This window comes from Mucilaginibacter sp. A3364 (genome assembly GCF_059690715.1).
In genome coordinates this window covers 285,663-307,566 of record NZ_JCAWED010000003.1, presented here as the reverse complement: position 1 = coordinate 307,566, position 21,904 = coordinate 285,663, and the positions used below count along the sequence as shown (strand labels likewise).

Here is a 21,904-nt window from a genome sequence, read left to right as displayed (position 1 = left end):
GCCCTAAACAGGCTAGCTTAAGCCGCCTTAATGATTACAAAGGTAAAATATTATTTGCTTTACAACACAGAATCTTTTGGATTAAGACAAAAGTAACTAGCCCTTCCCGCGGCGATTGAGCGGGCCGATGTTGGCGGCTATAAAAGAAACAAATGTGGTGGACGATAAAAACGAAATCCCATGGCCAACAAAGCGCTAACTAATGCATATTAATATGCGCCGTAGCCTCATCACCGGCTTTAAACACGGTGATTCCTACACACATCTGATTAAGCGGATTGATCTCAAAGCCAATTCCCATATCCGCATCAGCATAAACATCCACTGTTTGCCCGTGCGTTTTGTACTGTCCCTTCTGCGTTAGCGTATAGTGCTTTTGCAGCGCAGCCAGGTCAAGGCCCGTATGCACGCTGTCGGCAGTTTTATACAAGGGCGATGTGACCAGTATTTTTTTAATGTGAAGAATATTTTCATCGCTGCCGCCCATGTTGCGCGTACCTAATATATTGGTTTGATAACTCGTGGTATCGCCATTAGCAAACCAGGTAAGCAAGGCGCTACCCATAGCGCCATCGCTGCGGTAGGGTTTGCCCAGGCGCTGTTCAACACTGTCCATATTACCGCCCAAAGCCATTTGGCCTATGCTTTTACCGGGGGTGATTAGCAAGGTATCAACCACCACAGGCTGTTGTGTTTCTGCCGCTGCCGATTCCTCATTTTTATTTTTTGGTTGACATGCGCCCAGGCACAGCAACAAAATTAGTATGGGATAATGCTTCATTTATTCATAACAAATAGATTGCTTATTTTGTTAGGCTGATAATGATAACACCCGGGCAAAAAGTAATACAGGCATGGTACAAGCAAAAAAGCTGGCACCAGTTTCCGTTTCAGCGCGAAATGGAGCAGGTTTACCTGGCGGGATATTCGGGTTTGCTGAATGCCCCAACGGGCAGCGGCAAAACCTTTGCCCTGTTTTTGCCTTTCCTGGCGGATTTTATTAACCGGCATCCCGACTATAAAACCCGCAAAAATAACGGTCTGCAAATGCTGTGGATAACGCCGCTGCGCGCGCTAACCAACGATATACGCAAAGCCATGCAGGAAGCCTGCGACGAGCTTGAACTACCCTGGAAAATTGCCACCCGCACCGGCGATACCTCCGCCGCCGAAAAAGCAGCCCTCAAAAAAAAGCTGCCCGAAGTACTGCTTACCACCCCCGAGAGCCTGCACCTGATGCTGGCCCAAAAGGAATATCCCAAGGTTTTTCAAAGTCTGCAGGTATTGGTGGTTGATGAATGGCATGAGTTGTTGGGGACTAAGAGGGGAGTGCAGGTGGAGTTGGGGGTTAGTAAGCTTAAAGCCCTGGCTGACCCCACCCCGGCCCTCCCTGAGGGGGAGGGAGTATTGAAGATCTGGGGTATAAGTGCCACCATCGGTAACCTGGAGCAAGCCGCCGAAGTGCTGCTTGGTAATGATTTTCCCGTGGAGCGCATAAAAATGGTACGCGCCAATGTGGATAAGAAACTGGTGATCAAATCCATTATTCCCGAGAATATTGAGAGTTATTCGTGGTCGGGGCATATTGGGTTGAAGCTGTTGCCGCAGGTGATGCAACTGGTGGCCAAAAGCCGCACTACATTGATATTTACCAACACGCGGTCGCAGTCGGAGATATGGTACCATGCCATATTGGATAATTACCCCGAGTATGCCGGCGTAATGGCCATGCACCATGGTTCGTTGGATAACGAGCTGCGTAACTGGGTAGAGGCGGCTTTACATGCCGAAGCTTTGAAAGTAGTGGTATGTACCTCAAGTTTAGATTTGGGGGTGGATTTTAGGCCGGTGGATACCGTGATACAAGTAGGCAGTCCCAAAGGCGTAGCGCGTTTTATGCAGCGTGCCGGCAGGAGCGGGCACCACCCGGGAGCTATATCCAAAGCCTATTTTGTGCCTACCCATTCGTTAGAATTACTGGAAGGCGCCGCCCTTAAACAAGCCATCAAACAAGGCATTTTTGAAAGCCGCGACCCGATGTTGCTGGCCATGGATGTGCTGATACAGTATATGGTCACACTCGCGGTTTCGGAAGGTTTTAGGGCCGATGAGCTTTTCCACGAAGTGAAAACAACTTACGCTTTCGCGGATATCACCAGGCCTGAGTTTAACCAACTGCTGGATTTTATTACCAACGGTGGCAAAACCCTGGCGCAGTACGATGAGTTTTTAAAGGTAGAGGTTGAGAACGGCTTATATAAAGTAAACAGCCGTCGCGTGGCTATGCGGCACCGCCTAAGCATCGGTACCATAACCAGCGAGCAAAGTATCCGTGTACGATGGCTGAGCGGCGGAAGCTTAGGTACGCTGGAAGAATCATTTGTTTCCAAACTTAAACCCGGCAATACCTTTTGGTTTGCAGGGCGGAGCCTGGAGTTTGTGCATATGAAAGAAATGAGCGCCTATGTCAAAAAATCAAACTCAAAAAAAGGACTGATACCCAGCTGGAACGGGGGGCGGATGCCGTTGTCATCGCAACTATCAGCTGTATTCCGCGATAAACTGGACGAAGTGGCCCACGGCATTGAGCAGGACGAAGAGGTAAAAGCATTAAAGCCGCTGTTCGATCTACAAAGCAAACTATCTCACCTGCCGCAAAGCCACGAGTTTTTGATCGAATCGTTCAAATCCCGGCAGGGGCATCATTTGCTGTTTTATCCTTTCGAAGGGCGCTTGGTGCACGAGGGTATGGCCTCATTATTAGCTTACCGTATATCCAAAATGCGTCCGGCCAGTTTTTCTATAGCTATGAATGATTACGGTTTTGAGCTGCTAACAGATGAGGATGTGCCTATTGAGGAAATATTGGAAGACGCCGATTTCTTCTCCATAGAGAACCTGTTGGATGATATCCAAAACAGTCTTAATGCTAATGAAATGGCCCGCCGGCGTTTCCGGGATATTGCGCATATTGGCGGATTGGTGTTTACGGGCTATCCCGGTCAGCAGGTAAAGAACAGGCATTTGCAGGCATCGTCGTCATTATTGTTCGAAGTATTTAGCGAGTACGAGCCGGATAACCTGTTGGTACGGCAAGCGTATAATGAAGCGTTGGCTTTTCAATTAGAAGAATTCCGCTTGAGGGCGGCGTTGACCAGAATAGGCAATCAAAGCATCATCCTCAAAACGGTGGAACGCCCAACCCCCTTTGCCTTCCCGATAATGGTTGACAGCCTGGGCCGCGAAAAATTCACCACCGAAAGCCTGGAAGACCGCATAGCCAAAATGGCCCGCCAATATGGCGCCGACGGGGTGGACGTTGCTGAAACCAAACGCGAGCGCCGGCCGGGTGTGATCAGGAAAAAAGGACTTTAATAATCCCCCTCTGCATCCACCGGCGGCATATAGGTTAAGCGTTTTTTGAAATACACATCCCAGCTGCGTTGTTGCACGCGATCCTGCATGTGGCGGGTGTCGGTTTCGTAGTTGTCGTTTAGTTGTTTGTATTTGGCGTCTATCCGGTCGAAGAGGGCCTGGGCCTGGCGGGCGTAGTTGGCATCAAAGCGGGTGCGGTTTATTTGGCGCAATACTTCCTGCTGCTGCATGTAAGCTATCGTGTAGTGACCCTGTTCGTGGTTCAAAATTTCATCCAGCATTTTGCGCGAAGTGATCTTTTGGTTATCCAGCCAGGAGCGGTCGCGGTTCATGGTGAGGGTAACGGTGGCCTGCAGGCGGTAATCATCGCGGCTTACGCGCTGCGCTTCGTAATGGAAGTTAATAGTGCAATTGGTATAAGCAACGTTACCAAACATCCGCGGCCGCGGTATGCCCTGAAAATCTGCCGATGTGAGCTGGCGATAAGCCTGAGCCGAAGCCTCGTTAATGCACATTACTACAAACGCAAGGGCAATAGCCACCCGCACAAATCCTCTTCCCATTAAAATCAGTAAAAAGTTAAACCTTATTTTTTCGGTTTGACTTTATCTGAGTCCAAAAGGTTTAAGGCCATTGTTTCTTTCATGGTACGCTGCATAGCGTCGGTTGAGCCATCCAGGAATATCACGTTGCCTTCCGAGTTTTCGGCGAAGTGCTTGATCGATTCCGTCCACATGGTGAACAAGATAACTGAAGTATCCATGTGCGCCTGCTCCATCTCTTTGGCGGCAAGGCTCATACCTTTGGCCACCTCCTGGCGGAACAGCGCCACACCCTGCCCGCGCAGCTGCGATGCCTGACGCTCGGCCTCTGCCGAAATTTTGATGGCATTACCTTCTGCCTCGGCAGCTTTAGTTTTGGTGATCAATAAAGCCTGGCCTTCGTTTTCGGCGGCGGCTTTTAAGTTGTTGGAGGCCACTACCTGGCTCATTGATTTCATGATCACATCATCAAATGTAATATCATTTAATTGCAGATCCTGCAGGTGGTAGCCCCAGCCCTCCAGTATATTATCCAGTTGTTCTTTTACATGTTCGGTGATCTCGCGGCGTAGTATTAAAACTTCCGACTGGCGTTTGGTGGCCACATAAGCACGGATAGAACCTTCAACCGTGCGTATCAAGGCCTGCATCAGGTTGCGCTCGTCCACAAACTTAAAGGCAACGTTTTTGATAGTTTCTTCCTGTTGATCCAGTACCGAGTACAGCAGCATGGCCTTAAAGTAAACATTGGCCTGATCGCCGGTTACGGCTTGAAATTCCAGCTCGACAGAGCGGTTCTGGATGGATATTTTGGAGTAGATACTTTCTATCAACGGAATTTTAAAATTCAATCCCGGGGTTAGTATACGGCGGTATTTGCCGAATATCGTGATCACCGCTATGGTGCCCTGTTTTACAGTCACAAACGACGAAAAAACGACAATCAGCAGGAAAAATAAAACAACGTAGGTGACGATTTGTGCAGGCATAGCTATGGTTTTTTTGGTAAACTAAGATAGTGGAATTATTGGAGTGTTATTTGTTTTTATAAAATATATCAACATGCACAACAATGAACGTTAAACGAACTTTCGGAACTATTTTAACTATCCTGGGTATCATCGGCTTGATCTATACCGGTGTGAGCATCATCCAGCATTCGGGCACCATAACCACCTTGTCGGTTATCGGTATTATCTCGGTCATCTTCTTTTTTACCGGCATTGGCCTGGTAAAAAACACTAAGGACGAAGCCTAATTAGCTGCCGCCACTTCGCCTATATCACTTATTTTTAAGGCTGAGTTAGGCAGGTCGGTTTCGGTTAGCCATTTTATACGTCGCGCGGCGCGGTGCAGGGTATCCAGCCTTAATCCCGCCGGGCGGCTTTGCCTGTACGAGTGGATGCGCGCGCTCAAAAACTCGCCTTTGCGGTTTACGTTTACTTTAAGCAGGGGTGCCAGGCCGCACACGCCTTCCACGTTAACACTCCGGTAAGTTAAAAAGTTACCCAGGCTGTAGGCTACCAAACGGTTTTTATACAACTCCATCGCCCTTGTAACATGCGGCCCGTGCCCAAATACCAGGTCGGCACCGGCATCAATGGCATTATGGGCAAAGGCATATACATCGCCACGGCGTTCGCTAAAATGGCTTTCTTCCTTAAATGGGATGTGCTCGCAGGCCGAACCTTCGGCCCCACCATGAAATGATACGATCACTACATCGCATTCCTGTTTTAAGGCCCAGATGATCTTGGCCGCCCCGTTCAGGTCGCGTATGGAAACCGTGTTGGCATTTGGGGCGAAGGCGCAAAAACCATATTTAATACCTTTCACCTCAAATATTTTGGTAGGCGCGGTTTGCAGGCCTGCATAGTGTATACCCAGGCTATCCAGTACACGGGTAGTGCTTTCCCGGCCCTTCAAACCAAAATCGCCGATGTGGTTGTTGGCAACGCTTACTATATCAAAGCCGGTGTTTTTCAATATCCCGCCATATTGTTCGGGCATCCTGAACAGGTAGGCTTTGCTTTTTAAATGCAGTTTAAAGTCGGCCGGCTTGCCGCCATTTAGTAAAGTGCCTTCCAGGTTGCCAAAGGTTATGTCGGCGCTTTTTAGTTCCTGTTCGGCAGGTTTAAAGCTGTTCACGGCGCTATCGGGCGGCAGGGTGGTATTGTTAGGGTATGATGTGCCCAGCATCATATCGCCTACGGCAGCTATACAAATGCTATCGGGCGGGGTGGTGGGCTGTGGTGCTACGGCTACTGTTTTTGCCGGCACTTTTGGCGCAGGCGTTTCAACAGCCATTTGCTTCTCCTGGCAGGCGGCCAGCAGCAGGCATACTATTATTAATAAGATATTAGGTTTATAAGGGTATTGCATGGGGCAAAAAAAATCCTTTCAAAAATATGAAAGGATCGTATTTTATCAATAGGGCGCTTTAACTATTCGGGTTTTTCCTCAAATACGTCTTCTTCACTACCTAATAAGTCTTTTTTAAATGCTGCCAGTACACGGCCGCCTTTGTAAAAATAACGGCTGTAATAGTTATCATCAAGGCTGCTCACTTTTACACCACCCGACGCAGCGTGTGCGAAACGGTTATTGCCTAAATAAATACCTACGTGTGATATGCTGCGGCTGTGTATTTTAAAGAAAACCAGGTCGCCTTCTTTCAGCTCGGTTTTTTTAACAGGGCTTACCATGCTAAAAATATCACGCGAGTTACGTTTAATATCTAAATTGAAAACCTGGCTGTACAACTGTTTGGTGAAACCTGAGCAATCAATACCTTTTTTGCTACCACCGCCAAAACGGTAAGGGGTACCCACCCACTCGTAAACAAAATTGAAAAGTTTCATGTTTGAGGTTGCCGAAACTGCAACACCCATAATTTGCGACAGGTAACTCTTTGCTAAACTTTCCTCTTCCTCCTGTGGCGCAGCGGCTTGAGTTGGAACAGTTTTTGTTTGGGCCGCGGCGGCTAAAACGCTGAAAGTTAATGCAATGGCCAGTACTGTTTTCTTCATTTATTCCTCGTTTCTTTTGTTTGCTTAGCGATCTATGTTCGCTAAATAGTACATTATCAATAAGGTTGGATACAAAACTATCCAATAAATCCTTAAAACCAAACATTATAACGGATTTTATTTCAGAAAGTTTCTTTCCACGAATGTTAATTATTGAGTGGATGAGTGAATTTCAAATTTGTCAATTGCGAGGAGGAACGACGAAGCAATCTCCGTGGATAGGTGGCAAATAGCTTAGGTGAACTGTTATGGCGCAAGGCTTAGCAGGCTGGCCGTGCAATGGCCTGACTTGTGCCTACTTAGCCAGTGGGTTAGGCCCTTCACGCACGTACCTTGCCCCGCTCCATAGCCGCGGAGGCGTTTTACTTTTTTTAGCTTGATCCAAAAAAAGTAACAAAAAAAGATCAAGCCAGGCTGATCGCTGCCACTTCACAGGCCAGACTCCCGGCCGCGCACCCTGGCAGGCCTTTGCGCTCTTTTTTTAACATTCCTCACCACGCGTCATTGCGAGGAACGAAGCAATCTCTACATAGGACAGAGAATCTACGGTACGCATTGTTAACAACAGCAAGGGCTTGGAGAATTTTACTCGTTTCTTTTAATGTAAATCGCTTTAAGAATATTTACTAAATTATCATCAAACTTTTCAAGGTCAGGTTCGTGATAAAAAGGATTTTCTGTAGTGACTTTCAAGTTCCTTTCAGAATTAGCCATTTTAACCAAACACCTTTTTATAAGTTTTGCATTTCCTAAAGCATATGCAATTTTTATTGCACCTGATAGCGATAGATGGTTGGTCATTTCATTTTTAAGATAGTGGATGTTGGCAAGACTGTTTTTATAAAGTCGTAGGAAAAAGAAACCTAGTCTTGTTATAGAATATGCAAAAAAGATTTTAAGAATGAATTCTTGTAAATGGGAGGTGACTTTAGCTGAACTGCTTAAAGGCGTTAAACATGTGGTTACGATATATATTGCCACTCCGGTGCAGAATACGCCGACAGTTAAATAAATAATAGAATTCCGGTTTGTCCTATCAATATAGAATTCGGTTGAATCAATTATTTTTTGAGTTTGATGAGAAATTACAGATTCAACACTGCTTGTGTTATTCTGTACTGAGCCGCGGGTTAATTTTCTAGCTGCGACAGTCCTATTTGAGTTCATTTTATGTGCGCATTGTAATAGAGATTATTGTTTTTGCTTCCTAATTTTTATTGTTAATTATTCGAGAAATTGATTTTTTATGTTGCTTTCATATGTTAAATATTTAGTTAATCGTTAGTTTAGTATTAAAAGATTATAGTACTTGTACAAAGCAAATTCACTAGCATTGTATTATTATATAGCAAAGTTAATCCATAAAAACAAGCGAAAAAAGTGCTATTTTTTGATAGAGATTATAATCGCTCCTGAGTATCGTTTTAGTATTGATAGTCTTTGTATGATTGCTTTTTTCTAGTAATGCAGGTTTCCCGCGTTAACGATTGCAGCGGATACCAGCCTTTGCGCCTAAGGCCTGCAGGCGTATGAGCGGAAAGCGTGGGCCGCAGGCAACGCCCTGATTACTCCCCTGAAGGAGCATGATTAGCATATACCTACTTTATTAAAGCTTTAATGAATAAGATAACTCCGACTATGACCAAGACCGGACAGCTTGTGAATAAAATAGAATTAAATAAAACCCCTAAATTAACGATGCCTCCCCACGAAATAAATCCGAAAACATACCCTAATACTATGCAAGCGATAGCTATAAGTATTTGCCGGGCTCTTTTCATAATTTTAAATAATTGAATTACTAATGTAGTGAAATCTACATGTTAGTTCGGCCAGGGGATTACAAATCCCCAACTCGCAAGTCCGGGATCAAAGATCCGGACTAACATTCACATTACCCCATCCTCTAATCCCTTTCTAACAACTCCACCCCAAACAGCCCTACCAACTAATCTCCAACCCCTAATCTTGAATACTTTTACAACCTCACCACATAAAAGTTGATAACAAATTCATTGCAGTTTCGATAATTAGGGATATATAATTAGATTTGCGCTCTACAAAAAACAGATCGTTTACAAATGAGTGCAATTGAAATAACCAAAGACACCTATTTAATGTGGTACGAGGCTATGCTTTTGATGCGTAAATTCGAAGAGAAAGCCGGCCAGTTATACGGACAACAAAAAATAAGGGGCTTTTGCCACTTGTATATAGGCCAGGAGGCTGTATTAGCCGGCGCCATGTCGGTATTGAAAAAAGGCGACAGCATGATCACCGCATATCGTGATCACGCGCATGCTATAGCACAGGGCGTAAGCTCGAACGCTATCATGGCCGAATTATATGGTAAAGCTACCGGCTGCTCAAAAGGCAAAGGTGGTTCAATGCACATGTTTAGCAAAGAGCATCATTTTTATGGTGGCCACGGTATTGTTGGCGGCCAGATTCCTTTGGGTGCAGGTGTTGCTTTTGCCGAAAAATTTAAAGGCACCGACTTTTTAAACGTTGCCTACATGGGCGATGGCGCGGTACGCCAGGGCGCTTTGAACGAGACCTTTAACATGGCCGCGTTATGGAAACTGCCTGTAATTTTTATTTGCGAAAACAATGGTTACGCTATGGGTACATCTGTAGCGCGTACAACTATACAAACTGATATTTATAAACTGGGCCTTCCGTACGGCATCCCTTCATCGGCTGTTGATGGTATGGACCCTGTTGCGGTACACAACGCTATGGACGAGGCCGCGCAGCGTGCACGCGCCGGCGAAGGACCGACCTTCCTGGAGATGCGTACTTACCGTTACAAAGGTCACTCGATGAGTGATCCGCAGAAATACCGTACCAAAGAAGAGTTGGAAAGCTACAAAGCTAAAGACCCTATTGAAGTGGTAAAACAAGCGATTACAAAAAATGGTTATGCTGATGAGAAATGGTTTGAGGAGATTGAAGGTCGCGTTAAGGCTGAGGTTGATGAGTCGGTAAAATTTGCTGAGGAATCACCATGGCCGGAAGCATCAGAACTTTATACTGATGTATACGTGCAGCAGGATTATCCTTATATAATGGACTAGTTAGTCTGAAGTCTTTAGTCGGGAGTCTTAAGTCGGAATGATTGATAGACGCCAGGCGCGGGACTTCGGATTTTGATTAAATAAAAAAAATGAAGTTTTAAGTATCCGATAAAGACTTTGGACTCAAGACTTCAGACTCAGGACTAAAAAAATATTCATCCTAAATATATGGCCGAAGTAGTTAAAATGCCTAAAATGAGCGACACCATGACTGAAGGTGTGCTGGCTAAATGGCATAAAAAAGTTGGTGATAAAGTTAAATCGGGCGATGTATTGGCCGAGATTGAGACTGATAAAGCCACGATGGATTTTGAATCGTACCAGGACGGCGTTTTGCTGTACATTGGTATTGAAGAGGGTAAAGCTGCCCCGGTTGACGCTGTTATTGCCGTTTTAGGTAAAGAGGGCGAAGACTACAAAGCTGCTTTAGACGGTGAAGGCGCTGCCCCGGCTGCTGCTCCTGCTAAAGAAGAGAAGAAAGAAGAAAAACCTGCTGCCGCTGCTGATAAAGCACCTGCCGCAACACCTGCACCTGCCGCTAAGGTTGACCTGTCAAGCATCCCGGCTACGGTAATACGTATGCCCGCTTTGAGCGATACCATGACCGAAGGTGTTATTAATAAATGGAACTTTAAAGTTGGCGATAAAGTAAAAAGCGATGATTCACTGGCGGATGTGGAAACCGATAAGGCTACCATGGAAGTTGTGGGTTACGAAGAAGGTACTTTATTATACATAGGCCCTAAAGAAGGCGAAGCTGCACCGGTACACGGTATTATAGCTATTGTTGGTAAAGAGGGTACAGATATTACACCTTTACTGCAAGGTGATGGCGATGCTCCGGCTGCTGCTGCGCCTGCTGCTAAAGAAGAGGCTGCACCTGCCGCCGAAGCTGCTCCTGCACAGGAAGCCGCCCAAGCCGGTAGCGACGACAGCCGTGTTAAAGCATCGCCTTTGGCACGCAAAATTGCTAAAGACAAAGGTATCGACCTTAATGCCGTTAAAGGCAGCGCCGAAGGTGGCCGCATTGTGAAAAAAGATATTGAGGACTTTAAAGGTGGTGCTGCACCTGCCGCGGCTCCGGCTGCTGCTGCCAGCGCTCCGGCAAAAGATGCTGCGCCTGCTGCTGCCGCGCCTGCAAAAGCGCCTGTGGTATTGCCAAGCATTGTTGGCGAAGAGAAATTTAGCGAACGCCCGGTTACCCAAATGCGTAAAGCTATTGGCAGACGCCTGAGCGAGAGCTTATTTACCGCGCCGCACTTCTATGTTACCATGTCTATAGATATGGATCAGGCTATTGCTGCCCGTAACAAAATTAACGAGGTAGCTCCTGTTAAAATATCATTTAATGATTTTGTGGTGAAGGCAGTTGCTATTGCATTGCGCCAGCATCCAACCATTAACTCTGCATGGCAGGGCGATACCATCCGCACCAACGAGCACGTGCATATTGGCGTTGCCGTAGCGGTTGATGAGGGCCTGTTGGTACCGGTAATTAAATTTGCCGATAGCAAATCATTAAGCCACCTGAGTGTTGAGGTTAAAGAGTTCGCTCAAAAATCAAAAGCCAAAAAACTACAGCCTAACGAAATGGAAGGCTCAACCTTCACCATATCAAACTTAGGTATGTTTGGTGTTGACGAGTTTACAGCTATCATTAACACCCCTAACGCATGTATTTTAGCGGTTAGCGGTATACAAGCCGTACCGGTTGTTAAAAACGGCGCGGTAGTACCGGGCAACGTAATGAAAGTTACCCTAAGCTCAGATCACCGCGTGGTTGACGGCGCAAGCGCTGCCGCCTTCCTGCAAACTTTGAAGCAATTGCTTGAGGAGCCGGTGAGGCTGTTGATATAGTCATTGGGTCATTGGTCATTAAGTCATTTTTGATTTGCTGACTTTAGAATAAATAAAGAGCGGTGAGCCTGTGGGTTCGGCCGCTCTTTTTATATGGGGTGTTTTTTTTGGGGAGATATGGCTGGTAGGAATATGTGCGACTGCCAACTAAAAACGCCCACTAATTTTGTTACGGAAGTTTCGTAAAACAGCGTAGCGGAACGATACTGACAAAACAGCGCCACCAAAAAAAATTAAGTATCTAACAATTAGCGCTGTAGCGCGCTACACCTGGGTGTAGCAGTGTAGCGTGCTACGCATACGGCGCTACACTGCGCCTCAATTTTTAAAGGTTATTTTTATGGAAATTCATGACGATAAAGTAATTGAAAGTGTAAATTTTTCGGGCCAGATTTTGCGCGATGTGGAGTATAACAATTGCGTTTTTAAAAAGTGCGATCTGAGCGAGGCGCAGTTGATCCAATGTAAGCTCATCAGTTGTGTGTTCGAAAATTGTAACCTTTCCATGGCCGTCCTTACCAAAACCACCCTTACCGACGCGGTGTTCAAAGACTGCAAAATTATGGGCGTTAACTTTAGCCTGTGCCAGGATTTTTTGTTCAGCGTAAGGTTTGAGTCGTGCCTGCTGGATTACTCATCGTTCCAGCAAAAAAAGATGCTGAAAACGGTATTTAAAAAGTCGTCGTTAAAGGAGACCACCTTCACGCAGGCCAACCTGGCCGGCTCAGTGTTTGATGAATGTAATTTGCTCGAAACCGTATTCCGTAACACTGATCTCACGGGCGTAAACTTCTCCACCGCCCTCAATTATATTATTGATCCGGAGCTTAATCTGATGAACAAGGCGATATTCTCTGCCCATGGCCTGGAGGGTTTGCTGTACAAGTATAACATTAAGGTGATATAAGCCCTAAAATATTGCATGGCTCATAAAAAGGATTAGATTTGTGGTCCGGTGAGTATTTTTTATAAACCATTTAAACCAAACGACCAGGAACATAACCATTTACTGCAAAGTTACCGCCAAAGCGGTGATTTGGCCGTATTGGGTAAACTGTATGAGCAGTTTATGCCCCTGGTATATGGCGTTTGCCTGAAATATTTCAAGGATGAAGATGCCTCGAAGGATGCCGTAATGGCCATTTTTGAGGAGCTGGTGGAGAAGGTAAAGAAGCATGATATCCAGCATTTCCGCAGCTGGCTGTACACGCTTACCCGCAATTATTGCCTGATGCAATTACGCCAGGGCAAGAAGGTAGAAACCGTAAACGTAGATGACTTTATGGAATTTACCCCCATTCTGCATCCTGAAGATAGTAACCGGAAGGAAGCCATGAGCGCTTTGGAAAATTGCCTGCAAAAACTATCATCCGCGCAGCGTACCAGCGTGGACCTGTTTTACCTGCAGGAAAAATGTTATAAAGAAGTAGCCGACATAACCGGCTGTTCGCTTAACGAAGTAAAAAGTTTCATCCAAAACGGAAAACGTAACTTGAAAATTTGCCTGGAGAAGAGCAGTAGTGAGTAATAAAGTTGACATATCGCAAATTAAAAAGTATCTGCAAGGCCAGCTGGATGCCCCCGCCATGCACGAGCTTGAGCGGCAGGCGCAGGCTGATCCCTTTCTGGCGGAAGCCATTGAAGGCTATGAAGCGAAAGGTTTTGACGATGTGCAATTAAAGGAGTTGAAAAGCCGCTTGCATCAGCGTGTGACGAAAAAGCAAGTGCGTGTAATCCCATTCCGGGTAATGGCAATTGCAGCGTCGATATTGGTCGTATTAACCATTGGTGGGATCTGGTATTATAATAGTAGTCCACAACCCGCTCAGCTCACTGCTCGCGTAGATAAAACTGAAGTGGTTCCGCAGGTTATTGAACAGCCAGCGCCCGCTCGCTCTATTCCCGATTCTATATTAGTGGATAGCAAATCGGATGTTGCGGTGCTGAGATCGCCTGCACCGAGAGCATCGCGTCGCAGTAAACAGTTAGTTCCGGAAGTTGAAAGCATAGCGCCAATAGCCGCAGATGCCCCGCCGGTAATGTTTAGAAAAGAAGAAAGTTCCGCTGCCGAACCCAAAAAGCAGCAAGCTGATTTCGGTGAAATGGCAGTAATGAATTACGCCAAAAAGAAAGCACAGGAAAACGATAGTAGCACGGTGTCTAATCAGGAAAGCCTTAAAGAAGTAGCAACCGTAGGACGTGAACGAATGGAAACAACCGGCGCTGTTCGCATCAAAAATGCCCAACCTCAAATGGGCTGGGACGGCTATAATAAGTATATAGAAGATAATTCGCTGGTGCCCGGGATAAAGGAGGGGACAGTTAAAGTGCGGCTCACTGTAAACGGCAATGGCACGGTTAGTAATATAGAAGTTACCGGCAAGCTCAGCCCGGAAGCCGATCAAAAGGCTATCGAACTTATTAAGAATGGCCCTGCATGGGTTGGCAATGCCAATGGCAAGCCCAAACAGTTTACCATTAAAGTAAAATACCGTAATAAATAAAAAAAAGGCGCTTGTTAGCGCCTTTCGTGTTACTTATCCTTTTTTGTTTCTATCAGCATAACCAAAAACTTTTTGCATAAGCGGCGTTGTGCGCGCGCTGATGTTCTGGCGTATTTTGAGCTCCTGTACGGCTATTTCAACAAATAAACCTTGCAGTGCCTTTTGGGTAACGAAAGTGCTTATATCGGGGTTTATTTTGGTTACCAAGGGAATTTTATTGTATGCGTTAACCACATCGCCATAATATTTGGTGGCGCCAACTTTGCCCAGGCTGTTTTGTATAACCGGGCGAAACTTATCCGCCAGCTGCGTAGTGGTAGTACGCTGAAAATATTGCGTTGCTGCATCCTGGCTGCCAAACAAAATGTTGGTTACATCCTGCAATGTCATTTGCTTAATGGCATTTACGAAGATGGGTTTGGCTTCTTTGGCTGCATCTTCCGCTGCGCGGTTTAGTGACAGGATCACATCATCGCATAGTTTATTCAAACCTAACTTACGTAGTGTGTTCTCTGCTTTCTGCGCTTCGGGTGGGAACAGGATCTTTATAGCCGCATTGCCAAAGAAACCATCTATGGCAGATAATTGGCTTGAGCTTTTATCGGTTCCCTGCTCAAGCGCTTGCTTTAGCGCGCTGCCAATTTCAAGTGTGGTTGGGTTGCCCTGGCTTATGGTGCCGGCGTTTTGTAAAACCTGGTTAGCAACATCGCATGACGACAGGGAAGCGCTAAATAAAAGTAGCGGCAATAATAGTAGTAATGATCTTTTCATATTACCACAAAACTAAAAATAAATGGATTTTGTTTTAGTATCCTAACACGCGGATCAACACAAATACGCCACCGGCAACTAAAGCCGAGATAGGTATAGTAATTATCCAGGCCCAAACCAGGTTAATGGTAACACCCCAACGTACCGCCGATACCCTTTTTGTTAAACCAACACCGATGATTGAACCGGTAATAGTATGCGTAGTTGAAACCGGGATACCAAAGTGCTCGGTAAAACCTAAGGTCATGGCTGCGGCGGTTTCGGCGCTTACACCTTCCAAAGCGGTGATCTTGGTTATTTTGCTGCCCATGGTTTTTACAATTTTCCAGCCACCTGATACGGTACCTAAAGCGATAGCCGAATAACAAGCCAGCGGGATCCACTCAGGCATTGGCGAATCATTGGTGATAAGCCCTGAAGATACCATCGCCAAAAATAATATACCCATTACCTTTTGCGCGTCGTTAGTACCGTGTGCAAAACTTAACAGTCCTGATGATAGTAATTGCAAAGCTTTAAACCAACGCTCGGCAGCGGCAGGGCGGGCATTTTTGCAAATATGCAGAATAATGATAGTTACTATATAAGCTACCAGCAAACCAATAAATGGTGCCAGTACAATGTACATTACAATAGGTAAAATATAGCTCAGGTTTACTGCTGTTAAAGCAGCTTTGCCCATATATAAAGCATTAGTAATGCCTGCCCCGGCAAAACCGCCGATCAGCGTGTGCGATGAGCTTGATGGTATACCAAACCACCAGGTAATCATGTTCCAGGTAATAGCGGCTAAAAGGCCGGCTAAAATTACGTGCATATTCACAAATTCGCCTACAACAATTTTGGCAACATAGTTAGCTACTTTATGGTCTTTTACTATAAAGTAAGCCAGAAAGTTAAAAGCAGCGGCCCATACAACAGCCTGGAAAGGTGTTAATACTTTGGTAGATACAATGGTAGCGATAGAGTTTGCAGCATCGTGAAAACCATTGGTATAATCAAATATCAATGCTAACGCAACTACAAGAACCAGGAGGGTAGTAACCATTTATAATTAATGTAATTAGGCGTTTTTAACTAAGATAGATTCCATTACGTCAGCGGCGTCTTCGCACATATCGGTAGCGGTTTCTAAAGCTGCGTATATCTCTTTGTATTTTATCAGGCGGATAGCGTCCTTTTCGTACAGGAACAAGTCGGCCACGGCGCGGTCAAATACATAATCGGCCTGGTTTTCGGCGCTGTTAATGCGGATGCATGAATCGGCAATGCTGCGTACGTTTTTCAGGTCTTTTAGCTCGCGTACAGCTTTTTCCAACTCGGTACTGGTTTGTAATACCAGGTCAGATAGTTTGCGGATGTGCTCGTTGTAATCGTCAATACGGTACAGGTTCATGCGGTTGGCAGCACCTTGTATATAATCGGCTACATCGTCAATAGCACTTGTTAACGAGTGTATATCTTCACGATCAAACGGCGTGATGAAGTTTTTACTCAGTTCCAAAAATACCTGGTGGGTAATTTCGTCACCTTTGTTCTCCATCTTGTCAATTTGCTTAAACAATTCTTCGCGGGTTGCAGGGTTGTTTGAGTTTACCACTTCAACCAGGATGGTTGCCATGGCAACTACGTTGTTAGCAGCTTGCTCAAATAGGGGGAAGAATATCTTTTTATCCTTCGGGACAAAATATTGGAAGATACTGTTTAATGACATCGTATAAATAATTTAGGGCAAAGTTAAGTTTGGTATGTTAAGTTAATGTTAACTTTTTAATATAGGTAAACCAGCGAAGGGTAAAGTTTGTTTAATGCGCTCCAAAGTGAAGCCAAAGGTTGATCCTAAGCCTTCGGTGCTGCGCACGTTAATGGTTTGTTGGTGTGCTTCAATAATGTGTTTAACTATAGCTAAACCAAGCCCTGAGCCGCCTATTTGCCTTGATCTGCTGGCATCTGTACGGAAGAAACGTTCGAACAGGCGCGGTAAAAATTTCTCTTCTATACCAATGCCATCGTCGGTAACTTCAATTAAAACCTGCTCGTCCAGGTCAAACACCGTTACGTAGGTATTACCGCCCGATTTGCCATATTTAAGCGAGTTGTCTATTAAATTTGTTAACACTTGCGTAATCTTGGCCCTATCGGCATTTACCATCACAGGCTCATCATATTTAGGCTTAAAATTGAGCTTTATTTCATGCTGCATGGCTTTGATCTCTAACGACTCAATAACCTCTTTGATCAGGTCGTTCAATTTAAACTTGCTGAAGTTTATGGGTAGCTCGCCCGATTCCAGTTTTGATATCTCGTCCAGGTCCTTGATCAGGTAACTTAGCCTGTCAACGTTTTTAGCTGCTTTTTCTAAAAACTGCAGTGCCATTTCATGATCCTCCAGGCCATCATCCTGCAGGGCCTCTATGTAACCCTGTATAGCAAAAAGCGGCGTTTTAAACTCATGCGAGATATTCGATAAAAAATCTCTGCGGAAACGCTCCTGGGTTTTCAGGGCGTCTATCTCGGTTTTCTTTTGGCGGGCCCATTCCTTAACCTCTTTTTCCACGTCGTTAATGGGGTCGGCGCTAACATGTTCGCCAATGGCGTCGCGCAGGTCGCGCCCCAGCTTAAGGTTGTGTATAAGCTTGTAAATGAGTTTTATTTTGGAGTAGATGTATTTCTCCATTAAATAATAAAACACCAAAAAGCTGGTTACAATGGTTACCACAAAGGTAACCGACATATCATACCAGCTACGTTGAAAATAATAGTTTACTAAGGAAAGGGCAATGGCTACCGCCGCCGCATTAATTAATATTAATACCCTGAATTTCATAAACGTAAAGCTACTAACTTGCGCGCAATTAGTGCTACGTAACGGGTAAGCTTATGTTAAATTAACGTTATGTTTTTGCAGATGCAGGCAATATAGGCTATTTGGTAACATCGGCAGCAATGGTTACGGTAACATCATTACCCAATACCATGCTTGAACTGCCCACGCCAAAATCAAGGCGGTTTATTTTAAAAGTGCCGCTAACACTGGCGGTAGTACCCGCTTCGGTATAGGTAAAAGGCACCTCAATTTGTTTGGTTTTATCTTTAATGGTCAAATTAAACTTGCCGCTGTACTTGTCGCCGCCTTTGTGTTTAATAGAAACCGATTTCATGCTGATGACAGGAAACTTCGCTACGTTAAAATAGTCTTCGCTGCGTAAGTGCTCATCGCGTTTGTCATTATCCGTGTTAATGGTATTGGTGGCAACCGTAGCCTCAACCACACTTGTAGCAAGTTGCGCCGGATCGATATGAATATTGGCCTGCATACCGCCAAGTATGCCGCCTGTATTAATGCCCAGGTTTTTTATCTGAAATTGAATGTTTGATTTAATAACCGGTTTTATCTGTGTAAATGCACTGCCAATAACGAATAATAAAACTAAAGCAGAAGCCAATATTTTTTTCATGTTGCTAAGTAACGAAGCTTTGGGCTTGTATTTATATATGTTTTTGATTTTTTACATTGGAGTTGATAAACGGGTGTAGGTTTAATCGCGCCAACGATTTAAGACTTACGAAGTTTTTAAAACTTCGTAAGTCTAATCATCTATTTTGTTAGTCAGGATTTTATTTGGGCGTCCCCTGCGGGCCGGGCTATCCGCTCATACGCCTGCAGGCCTTAAGCACAGGCCGGTATCCGCTTCTATCCCTTACGCATACGTCTGAACCTTGATTTACAGGATTTAAAGATGGCCTTGATGTTATGAATTGTAGAGACGCAATATTTTGCGTCTCCCGCGCGCTAAGTCTTCGCTTGTCGGCTTATAATTATATATAATTAACCACCCGGCATCTGCGAGACGCAAGATATTGCGTCTCTACAACAGTACATTTAATGACCAATGATTCTCAATTCACCTCCAAATAAAATTGCTCCAGATAAGCCAACATAAACTCATGCCGCTGCTGTGCCATTTTTTTACCGCTTGCAGTATTCATCTTATCCTTTAACAACAACAGCTTTTCATAAAAATGATTAATGGTAGGCGCTGTCGAATTTTTATAAGCCTCCTTACTCATGTTCAGATCAGGCTTAATATCCGGGTTGTAAAGTTCTCTGCCTTTAAAACCGCCATAGGTAAACGCGCGGGCTATGCCTATGGCGCCAATAGCGTCCAGCCGGTCGGCATCCTGCACTACCTGTAACTCGGGCGAGGTAAAGATCACCTCATCAAAACTTGATTTGAAAGACATGTGGCGGATTATCTGTTGCACGTGGTGTACAACATCATGCGGTAAGCCAATATCGGTAAGGTATTTGCCGGCTGTGGCGGGGCCAATTTCTTCATCGCCGTTGTGGAATTTGCTGTCGGCAATGTCATGCAGCAGGGCAGCCAGTTCAACAACCAGCAGGTTTACGGGTTCGGTTTGGGCCAGGTGTTTGGCGTTTGTCCACACGCGGTGTATATGCCACCAGTCATGCCCGCCTTCGGCATGTTGCAGGGTGTGTTTTACAAATGCTACGGTTTGGTTAATAATGCCGGTGTTATCCATATTTGCTATTAAGGCTGCAAATATAGGCGGCACATTAATTAGTTCCGGTAGATACGGCTTTTAAATCCGGTTTTAGCAGATCAACTACATCAAATTCCAGTACTTCAGCTATCTGAAATAATCGTTCAACGGTTATTTTGGTATATCCAAGTTCAATTTTGCTGTAAGCGTTTTGCGATATATTCAGTTTATAAGCCAGGTATTCCTGGGTGTAATTGCGTTGTTCGCGCTTGTGTCTGATGTTAGCAGCTATTGCTTTTATTTTGTAGTTGCCGGTTGTAGGGGTCATATAATGATCAGCTAGACAATGGTTTATTATTGTCTATACTAACGAAATTTATTTTCCGGCGGATTTCAGATTTTTATTTTATTTCGTAATTAATTGTTACGGCAGGCAATAAAGTAGCCATATCAAGTGGTATCTGGTCGGTGGCCACTACAGGTTTTTTGTTACGGTTAAAATTATAAACTGCGGTATGCAGGGCCCCGCTTTCAACGGCGGGTTTGTTAAAGTTGATGATAAAAGGCAATATAAAATCATGCGTTTTTTCATGATCAGGAATGATCCATTTCTTGTTTGATTTTTGCAGGGCCTTGATAACCGGTTCGGTCAGCAGCAAATCATCAGCATAATAAATAATAATTTTTTTGATGGTGCCTTGCTCGTCGGCGCTAAATTTGAATACTGCCAGCCCTGATGCTTTTTTAGCGACGATTTGCGGGGTAACGGTAAGGCTGTCCCTGAAAAAGCGGTCCATAATAGCTTTGCCACCCTGGAAGGGGAACGACAAGGAGCTTTGCGCCATAGCGCTAACCGACGCAAATAATGCAATAGCAATTAAAAGGGATTTTTTCATATCAATCAAATAATGAGTATCCAACGCTAAACAGGCGGCGTTGTTTTATAGTCGGGTTATTTTCGGCTACCGGTACTCAAATTTATCTTCTTTAGGATCACGTTTGCTGCCGTCATACAATTCGTACTCTAACATACGGCAGTCCAACTTTCCATTATAAAACTCAATACGGCGCGATGCACGCAGACCTATCCGTTTAGCCAGGTCAGGGTTGCCGGTAAAAATATAGCCGCTGTAGCCCTTGCAATGCTGCTTCATAAAATCGCCCATGCGTTTGTAAGTAGCTTCCAGTTTGCTGTGCACGCCTAAACGCTCGCCATACTCGGGGTTAAACATAACCACGCCGTTTTCTTCCGGTACTGGTGTTTCGGCAAAATCACAAACGTGGAACTCTATCAGGTGATCAACACCGGCGGTCTTCGCGTTTTTCTGCGAAACGTCTACCGCATCCTGCGAAATATCGGAAGCGATGATCTTAAAGCTAATATCCTTTTTGGCTTTATCCTTCAGGTTACGGCGCTCGGTAAAAAATACCTGCTCGTCATAATCCAAGATATGCATAAAGCCATAGTTCATCCGGAAAAGGCCGGGGCGCTTATCAGTAGCCAGTAAAGCCGCCTCGATAGCCAACGTGCCCGAACCGCACATGGGGTTAACAAATGAGCTTTTTCTGTCCCAATTGGTAGCCATAATGGTTGATGTAGCCAAAGCCTCCAGCATTGGGGCCTTACCCGGTATTTTACGGTAACTGTGCTTGGCCAGGGTTTCGCCCGATGTATCGATGAATACTTCGGCACGGTCGTTTTGCCAGTACAGGTGTATCACGGTTTTATTGGCATCGGCGCCTGAATTTGGGCGAACGCCTTTTTGCGCTTTTATCCTATCAACAATCGCATCCTTTACTTTTACGTTGGCAAACAGTGGCGTGGTAATATGCTCATTGTTGACATTGGAGGTTACCGAAAAATAACCGCTAAAGTCTATCAGTTTTTCCCATTCTATTTGCACCAGCTCATTGTACAATTCCTGCGGATCGGCAGCGGGAAAACTTTTTAAAGAATATAAAATCTGGCTGGCGCAGCGCAAATTAAGGTTAAGGGGGATGGTGTCATTAACGGTACCAACCAGCTCAAGGCCGGTTTGAAATACGCGGGTAGGTTTAAATCCTAATTCTTCAACTTCCTGTTGCAAATAAGGCGACAGCCTTTTATTACAGGTTATTACTATTTTACTTTCGGTGTTAAAAACTTGCATGCCCGGCAAAAGTACGCATAAAAAGCAAATACTTAGTTGGGCGTGCTATGTGCCCGTGAAATAGACAATCAAACGGATTGAAAATTGTGGAAA

At 45.0% G+C, this 21,904-nt stretch carries 22 protein-coding genes; 7 read left to right on the top strand and 15 right to left on the bottom strand.

The window, feature by feature from the left end; genetic code table 11:
* Positions 1 to 199: 199 nt before the first annotated feature.
* On the bottom strand, positions 200 to 781 hold the full coding sequence (locus AC59JT_RS19690; RefSeq protein ID WP_497402352.1) for a hypothetical protein: 582 nt from the start codon (positions 779 to 781) through the stop codon (positions 200 to 202).
* Between the two features lie 41 nt (positions 782 to 822).
* Between AC59JT_RS19690 and AC59JT_RS19685 the strand changes: the two genes are divergently transcribed.
* On the top strand, positions 823 to 3,375 hold the full coding sequence (locus AC59JT_RS19685) for a ligase-associated DNA damage response DEXH box helicase (protein ID WP_497402350.1): 2,553 nt from the start codon (positions 823 to 825) through the stop codon (positions 3,373 to 3,375).
* Here AC59JT_RS19685 and AC59JT_RS19680 read toward each other — a convergent pair.
* Both AC59JT_RS19680 and AC59JT_RS19675 read right to left on the bottom strand, forming a co-directional pair.
* Positions 3,372 to 3,938 carry a DUF922 domain-containing protein gene (locus AC59JT_RS19680; RefSeq protein WP_497402348.1) on the bottom strand — a complete coding sequence of 189 codons (567 nt, stop codon included), beginning with the start codon at positions 3,936 to 3,938 and terminating at the stop codon, positions 3,372 to 3,374. The genes AC59JT_RS19685 and AC59JT_RS19680 overlap by 4 nt on opposite strands.
* 23 nt (positions 3,939 to 3,961) lie before the next feature.
* Complete coding sequence (locus AC59JT_RS19675) at positions 3,962 to 4,906, bottom strand: SPFH domain-containing protein (RefSeq protein WP_497402346.1); 945 nt, start codon at positions 4,904 to 4,906, stop codon at positions 3,962 to 3,964.
* Between the two features lie 83 nt (positions 4,907 to 4,989).
* On the opposite strand from AC59JT_RS19675, the gene AC59JT_RS19670 reads away from it, so the two are divergent.
* Positions 4,990 to 5,175: a hypothetical protein gene (locus tag AC59JT_RS19670; protein WP_497402344.1), complete on the top strand. Its 186-nt coding sequence runs from the start codon at positions 4,990 to 4,992 to the stop codon at positions 5,173 to 5,175.
* Here AC59JT_RS19670 and AC59JT_RS19665 read toward each other — a convergent pair.
* The 3 genes from AC59JT_RS19665 to AC59JT_RS19655 form a co-directional block, all read right to left on the bottom strand.
* Entirely contained in the window at positions 5,172 to 6,299 is a 1,128-nt protein-coding gene (locus AC59JT_RS19665) for a CapA family protein (RefSeq protein WP_497402342.1), read from the bottom strand. The two genes, AC59JT_RS19670 and AC59JT_RS19665, sit on opposite strands and share 4 nt — an antisense overlap.
* 62 nt (positions 6,300 to 6,361) lie before the next feature.
* Complete coding sequence (locus AC59JT_RS19660; protein WP_497402340.1) at positions 6,362 to 6,946, bottom strand: C40 family peptidase; 585 nt, start codon at positions 6,944 to 6,946, stop codon at positions 6,362 to 6,364.
* A gap of 585 nt (positions 6,947 to 7,531) precedes the next feature.
* Complete coding sequence (locus AC59JT_RS19655) at positions 7,532 to 8,113, bottom strand: hypothetical protein (protein WP_497402338.1); 582 nt, start codon at positions 8,111 to 8,113, stop codon at positions 7,532 to 7,534.
* Between the two features lie 914 nt (positions 8,114 to 9,027).
* Between AC59JT_RS19655 and pdhA the strand changes: the two genes are divergently transcribed.
* From pdhA to AC59JT_RS19630, 5 genes are all read left to right on the top strand, one after another.
* Positions 9,028 to 10,023, top strand: a complete 996-nt coding sequence (gene pdhA / locus AC59JT_RS19650; RefSeq protein WP_497402336.1) for a pyruvate dehydrogenase (acetyl-transferring) E1 component subunit alpha — start codon at positions 9,028 to 9,030, stop codon at positions 10,021 to 10,023.
* Positions 10,024 to 10,191: 168 nt separating this feature from the next.
* The gene (locus AC59JT_RS19645) at positions 10,192 to 11,880 is read left to right on the top strand and encodes a dihydrolipoyl dehydrogenase family protein (RefSeq protein WP_497402334.1); all 1,689 of its coding nucleotides are present in this window, start codon (positions 10,192 to 10,194) and stop codon (positions 11,878 to 11,880) included.
* Positions 11,881 to 12,220: 340 nt separating this feature from the next.
* Complete coding sequence (locus AC59JT_RS19640; protein ID WP_497402332.1) at positions 12,221 to 12,787, top strand: pentapeptide repeat-containing protein; 567 nt, start codon at positions 12,221 to 12,223, stop codon at positions 12,785 to 12,787.
* Between the two features lie 48 nt (positions 12,788 to 12,835).
* On the top strand, positions 12,836 to 13,408 hold the full coding sequence (locus AC59JT_RS19635) for an RNA polymerase sigma factor (protein WP_497402330.1): 573 nt from the start codon (positions 12,836 to 12,838) through the stop codon (positions 13,406 to 13,408).
* Positions 13,401 to 14,384 carry a TonB family protein gene (locus AC59JT_RS19630; RefSeq protein WP_497402328.1) on the top strand — a complete coding sequence of 328 codons (984 nt, stop codon included), beginning with the start codon at positions 13,401 to 13,403 and terminating at the stop codon, positions 14,382 to 14,384. The genes AC59JT_RS19635 and AC59JT_RS19630 overlap by 8 nt, the downstream gene beginning before the upstream one ends.
* Before the next feature lie 33 nt (positions 14,385 to 14,417).
* Here the strand turns inward: AC59JT_RS19630 and AC59JT_RS19625 are convergent, their stop codons facing one another.
* The 9 genes from AC59JT_RS19625 to AC59JT_RS19585 form a co-directional block, all read right to left on the bottom strand.
* The gene (locus AC59JT_RS19625) at positions 14,418 to 15,155 is read right to left on the bottom strand and encodes a DUF4197 domain-containing protein (RefSeq protein ID WP_497402324.1); all 738 of its coding nucleotides are present in this window, start codon (positions 15,153 to 15,155) and stop codon (positions 14,418 to 14,420) included.
* A 34-nt stretch (positions 15,156 to 15,189) separates the two neighbouring features.
* Positions 15,190 to 16,203 (bottom strand): inorganic phosphate transporter, encoded by a 1,014-nt coding sequence (locus tag AC59JT_RS19620; protein ID WP_497402322.1) that lies wholly within the window; start codon positions 16,201 to 16,203, stop codon positions 15,190 to 15,192.
* A 15-nt stretch (positions 16,204 to 16,218) separates the two neighbouring features.
* Positions 16,219 to 16,869: a DUF47 domain-containing protein gene (locus AC59JT_RS19615; protein WP_497402320.1), complete on the bottom strand. Its 651-nt coding sequence runs from the start codon at positions 16,867 to 16,869 to the stop codon at positions 16,219 to 16,221.
* A gap of 48 nt (positions 16,870 to 16,917) precedes the next feature.
* Positions 16,918 to 17,982 carry a sensor histidine kinase gene (locus AC59JT_RS19610; RefSeq protein WP_497402318.1) on the bottom strand — a complete coding sequence of 355 codons (1,065 nt, stop codon included), beginning with the start codon at positions 17,980 to 17,982 and terminating at the stop codon, positions 16,918 to 16,920.
* 97 nt (positions 17,983 to 18,079) lie between these two features.
* On the bottom strand, positions 18,080 to 18,613 hold the full coding sequence (locus tag AC59JT_RS19605) for a YceI family protein (protein WP_497402314.1): 534 nt from the start codon (positions 18,611 to 18,613) through the stop codon (positions 18,080 to 18,082).
* Positions 18,614 to 19,055: 442 nt separating this feature from the next.
* Positions 19,056 to 19,700, bottom strand: a complete 645-nt coding sequence (locus tag AC59JT_RS19600; protein WP_497402310.1) for an HD domain-containing protein — start codon at positions 19,698 to 19,700, stop codon at positions 19,056 to 19,058.
* Positions 19,701 to 19,734: 34 nt separating this feature from the next.
* Entirely contained in the window at positions 19,735 to 19,989 is a 255-nt protein-coding gene (locus tag AC59JT_RS19595) for a helix-turn-helix domain-containing protein (protein WP_497402308.1), read from the bottom strand.
* 73 nt (positions 19,990 to 20,062) lie between these two features.
* Positions 20,063 to 20,557 (bottom strand): hypothetical protein, encoded by a 495-nt coding sequence (locus AC59JT_RS19590; protein ID WP_497402306.1) that lies wholly within the window; start codon positions 20,555 to 20,557, stop codon positions 20,063 to 20,065.
* A 66-nt stretch (positions 20,558 to 20,623) separates the two neighbouring features.
* Positions 20,624 to 21,811, bottom strand: coding sequence for a THUMP domain-containing class I SAM-dependent RNA methyltransferase (locus tag AC59JT_RS19585; RefSeq protein WP_497402304.1), 1,188 nt, complete (start codon positions 21,809 to 21,811; stop codon positions 20,624 to 20,626).
* Positions 21,812 to 21,904: the final 93 nt, after the last annotated feature.

Excerpts from the sequence above, each read along its gene's own strand:
- AC59JT_RS19690 (WP_497402352.1), bottom strand. The coding sequence starts at position 781 with ATGAAGCATTATCCCATACTAATTTTGTTGCTGTGCCTGGGCGCATGT.
- AC59JT_RS19685 (WP_497402350.1), top strand. The coding sequence starts at position 823 with ATGATAACACCCGGGCAAAAAGTAATACAGGCATGGTACAAGCAAAAA.
- AC59JT_RS19680 (WP_497402348.1), bottom strand. The coding sequence starts at position 3,938 with ATGGGAAGAGGATTTGTGCGGGTGGCTATTGCCCTTGCGTTTGTAGTA.
- AC59JT_RS19675 (WP_497402346.1), bottom strand. The coding sequence starts at position 4,906 with ATGCCTGCACAAATCGTCACCTACGTTGTTTTATTTTTCCTGCTGATT.
- AC59JT_RS19670 (WP_497402344.1), top strand. The coding sequence starts at position 4,990 with ATGAACGTTAAACGAACTTTCGGAACTATTTTAACTATCCTGGGTATC.
- AC59JT_RS19665 (WP_497402342.1), bottom strand. The coding sequence starts at position 6,299 with ATGCAATACCCTTATAAACCTAATATCTTATTAATAATAGTATGCCTG.
- AC59JT_RS19660 (WP_497402340.1), bottom strand. The coding sequence starts at position 6,946 with ATGAAGAAAACAGTACTGGCCATTGCATTAACTTTCAGCGTTTTAGCC.
- AC59JT_RS19655 (WP_497402338.1), bottom strand. The coding sequence starts at position 8,113 with ATGAACTCAAATAGGACTGTCGCAGCTAGAAAATTAACCCGCGGCTCA.
- pdhA (WP_497402336.1), top strand. The coding sequence starts at position 9,028 with ATGAGTGCAATTGAAATAACCAAAGACACCTATTTAATGTGGTACGAG.
- AC59JT_RS19645 (WP_497402334.1), top strand. The coding sequence starts at position 10,192 with ATGGCCGAAGTAGTTAAAATGCCTAAAATGAGCGACACCATGACTGAA.
- AC59JT_RS19640 (WP_497402332.1), top strand. The coding sequence starts at position 12,221 with ATGGAAATTCATGACGATAAAGTAATTGAAAGTGTAAATTTTTCGGGC.
- AC59JT_RS19625 (WP_497402324.1), bottom strand. The coding sequence starts at position 15,155 with ATGAAAAGATCATTACTACTATTATTGCCGCTACTTTTATTTAGCGCT.
- AC59JT_RS19620 (WP_497402322.1), bottom strand. The coding sequence starts at position 16,203 with ATGGTTACTACCCTCCTGGTTCTTGTAGTTGCGTTAGCATTGATATTT.
- AC59JT_RS19615 (WP_497402320.1), bottom strand. The coding sequence starts at position 16,869 with ATGTCATTAAACAGTATCTTCCAATATTTTGTCCCGAAGGATAAAAAG.
- AC59JT_RS19610 (WP_497402318.1), bottom strand. The coding sequence starts at position 17,982 with ATGAAATTCAGGGTATTAATATTAATTAATGCGGCGGCGGTAGCCATT.
- AC59JT_RS19605 (WP_497402314.1), bottom strand. The coding sequence starts at position 18,613 with ATGAAAAAAATATTGGCTTCTGCTTTAGTTTTATTATTCGTTATTGGC.
- AC59JT_RS19600 (WP_497402310.1), bottom strand. The coding sequence starts at position 19,700 with ATGGATAACACCGGCATTATTAACCAAACCGTAGCATTTGTAAAACAC.
- AC59JT_RS19595 (WP_497402308.1), bottom strand. The coding sequence starts at position 19,989 with ATGACCCCTACAACCGGCAACTACAAAATAAAAGCAATAGCTGCTAAC.
- AC59JT_RS19590 (WP_497402306.1), bottom strand. The coding sequence starts at position 20,557 with ATGAAAAAATCCCTTTTAATTGCTATTGCATTATTTGCGTCGGTTAGC.
- AC59JT_RS19585 (WP_497402304.1), bottom strand. The coding sequence starts at position 21,811 with ATGCAAGTTTTTAACACCGAAAGTAAAATAGTAATAACCTGTAATAAA.